This is a genomic window from Marinospirillum sp. (assembly GCF_014859565.1).
On sequence record NZ_JACUUA010000315.1, the window covers coordinates 1 to 3200 of the forward strand.

A 3200-nucleotide genomic window follows, 5' to 3' on the forward strand; every position below is an offset into this window, starting at 1 on the left:
AGCAGATGATGCTCAAAGAGTGGATCTGCTGGGACAAAACATTGCAACACTTAGATATCTGGGATGCACCGCAACTGGAACGCCTCGATCTCAGTCGTTGCCAGCCAGGGATGCACCTGATGCTGGTGAACTGTCCGCAGCTGAAGGAAGTGATTCTGCCCGCAACCGGAGCCAGCAACCTGCATCTGGATCACCCAGCCCCACCACAGATCCGTTTTGTTGGCAGTATCGAAGCGATTGATGGCTGCTGGCCGGGGCAACAGTTTCGGCTAGAAGCCCATGCAGATGATACCTGGTCAGAGGTTTGTATTCTGTCGGGTGAACAATTCACTCAGGCACACCAACGTGACGACGCAATCGGCACTGCAGAAGCCGTTATAGTGCATGGTCCATCCTGTGTTTCTGAGCTGATCCTGGATCTACAGCATGTGCAGTACTTAAGCTGGTTTGGCGCTACAGGATTGCAGTCGCTGGAGGTGCCAAAAAATGAAGACGCCATATATATGACGCTGCTGCAGCTAGTCGATGCGACTGACTTGAAGCAGGTGAAGCTGATTCGTCTATTAAGTGAAGCTGAACTGCGCGGCTGTCACTCACTGGAGCATTTTGATTGCCTACACGGCAAATTGACAATCCACGAAAGCGAAGGTCAGCAAGAGCTGGTCATTATTGGCAATTACAAACTCATCCTGAATCGCATCAAAACAACCAGCGTGAAGTCAATCGACAGTATTTTTGTGGAAATCAACTTTTGTCGAAACCTGGACAACGTCGAGCTAGGGGAGATCTCGTATATTAACTGCCAGGGAAAAGTGCCAGCCAACCTGCGCAGCCGCGCACAGGTCGTGGTGAATGAAGCCACTGTAAAAGCCATGGCGGAAGACTACCGACAAGGTGACAACAGCGTGTTATCAGACCTGCAATTCCAGATCAGCTGCATGGCAACGGATAAACAAGTACCCCAGGCACTTTGGTTATTGCGCCAGATGCAACAGGATGGTGCACCGGCTGACTGGATCTGGCAAACACGCCTGCAGTTGTCGGCTCGTCACTTGCGCAGTAATCGTAAACGGCGGGTAATCCAGATGGGAGAGCCCTTGGAAGATCAGCATCTGATGAATGCTCGCCAGCAATGGCGTTGGCAACTACCCGATGATCTAGGAGAAAATGCCTGGCAATATGACTGGGACCTCTGGAAGGGCTGCCTTACGCTGGCCGAAGCCAGAGATTACACCAGCGTGATCATCACCTGGCTGATCGGTGATGACAAAATCGACCGAATCGAAGGCCGCCCCATGCCGATTTACCAGTGGCTGCGTCACTGGCTGAACAGTGGTGATCTGCAACTGCCGATCGTTCAGAAAATTGTGCGTAAACTCCTGAAAAGCATGACCAAAAAACAGAAAAAAACTCGTTACAGCTACCACAGAAACGAGCAGGAGTTATCCGCTCAGTTACTGAGTCAGATCAGCAGCCAGCTGCAAGATGCAACGGAAGAAACCGAAGCCCTGAAAAGAGTGTTGCTGGATTACGAGTGCCGCATGCTCAGCATCAGCGAATTGCTGAAACGAATGCAGCAACTGATGCAAGACAACCCGCTCGTCGCTCGTCGCCAGCTGATCCACCTTGCCGCCCAGCCAGCAGACTACTGGGAAAACCGGGGCAGTACGGCTGAAATTGCCAGCTTGCCGCGCCAGGCACGCGCCCTGGCACTGAGTGGAAGGCTGCCACAGGCAGCCCAAACATCCATACAGGAGGCACTGCCATGAAAAATGATGAAAAAGAATACAAACCCAGGCCAAGGACCAACAAGGAGATAAAGCAACTGGTCAGCGAAGCTAATACCATGGAGGAACTGGAAGCCATTCCAGAGCTGATAGACATAACCGAAATTATTATGGATGACAGCCTAACTGATAGAGAAGTGTTGATGCTGCTGGTTGCGGGCGCTGATGACGATGATGACGAAATCACAGACTCAGCAACGGTTTTTCACTGATACCGCACAGGTCAGTCAGAGTTCTGAGTAATAGCGCCTAAGCTCATTTTCATAGTGGTCTTTCAAAACTTGAATTTCTTCGTCATTACCAATACGGCTCCAGAGCACTGAGGAAAAAGCAATATGGTTGAGGTCCTTGCAGTGATACATAAAGCGTTTGCGCTCGAATTTTTCAAAGGGGTTTTGTAGCAAGCTCGCTTTCATCTGCGTAGGGTTGGCTAAATAGGATGAATCTTGATAAGGGCACTTAGCCCGGTCCACCACTAGCCCTTGGTCCAAACGGTTTTGGTAAAACGAGGTGTAGCCTTGAAGCAACTCATCAAGATTGCACTCGCCGTTGTGGTCCATAACCTCCAAGAACGAAAGCATCATGACGATCTTGTAGGAGAAGGTGTAGTTACCCTCCTTCACAAACTCCCAGAAATCATCGTACATAGTCGTGTCATCATGTTTTTTAAGCCCCAAGCTCTGGCGGATCTGTTCAACTTGTTCAGGGGCATAGTAATGGATGGTTCGACGACCTAAGGGCACACGAACTGCTGGAGTGACCTTTCCCTGCTTAACCCAGTTGGTAACGGTTCCGGTGGAAACAAAAAGCTCGCGTGCCAGCTGCTCATCACTCATATGGTCGGGGTATTCACTCTCAAAGGTGAAGATGTTGACCTTCTCAAGCAGACGCTCCTGCTCGTAAAGACCCGCTAGAATCACCTCCTCAGAATTTGATGCAGGTCGCTCCCCTTCAAGTACCGAACCCCAGGGTCGATACTCAGGTATTCCAAGAAGCGCATGAATCGACCAGGGTGCTTTATTGATGCCCGCTGCCGCGCCGTAGTTATCTACCACATCAATGACATACAAAGCTTCTTTACCTGGAAACTTGCGTGTGCCCCGCCCTAGCTGCTGAGTGTAAAGTACCTTGGACATGGTGGGGCGTGCCATGACGATGACAGAAGTCTGGGGCGAGTCCCAGCCTTCATTGAGCAGTGAGCAGGTGGTCAGAAACTGTATCTTGCCGTCCTGATAATCCTGAATGTAAGAAGCCGACTTGTTATCTTTGCCACTGACTGGCATGACAGAGATTTTGTGCTGTTTCATTCGCTTGGCAAGGCTTTCAGCGTGTTTGACCGACACGCAGAAGATAATGCCCTGCTTGCGATCTAGCTCAGTATCAACAAAGTATTTGAGCAGAGTATCGACAACC

3 protein-coding genes are annotated in these 3200 nt (G+C 50.4%); 2 read left to right on the forward strand and 1 reads right to left on the reverse strand.

Translation table 11 applies throughout. The features are described from left to right. Together IBX50_RS18915 and IBX50_RS18920 are read left to right on the forward strand one after the other, a co-directional pair. Nucleotides 1-1769, forward strand: a 1769-nt coding sequence (locus IBX50_RS18915; protein ID WP_292257954.1) for a hypothetical protein, incomplete at its 5' end; no start/stop codon positions are given. Next, on the forward strand, nucleotides 1766-1999 hold the full coding sequence (locus IBX50_RS18920) for a hypothetical protein (RefSeq protein WP_292257955.1): 234 nt from the start codon (nucleotides 1766-1768) through the stop codon (nucleotides 1997-1999). The genes IBX50_RS18915 and IBX50_RS18920, both read left to right, overlap by 4 nt. A gap of 15 nt (nucleotides 2000-2014) precedes the next feature. Here the strand turns inward: IBX50_RS18920 and IBX50_RS18925 are convergent. After that, nucleotides 2015-3200, reverse strand: a 1186-nt coding sequence (locus IBX50_RS18925; RefSeq protein WP_292257956.1) for a helicase-related protein, incomplete at its 5' end; no start/stop codon positions are given.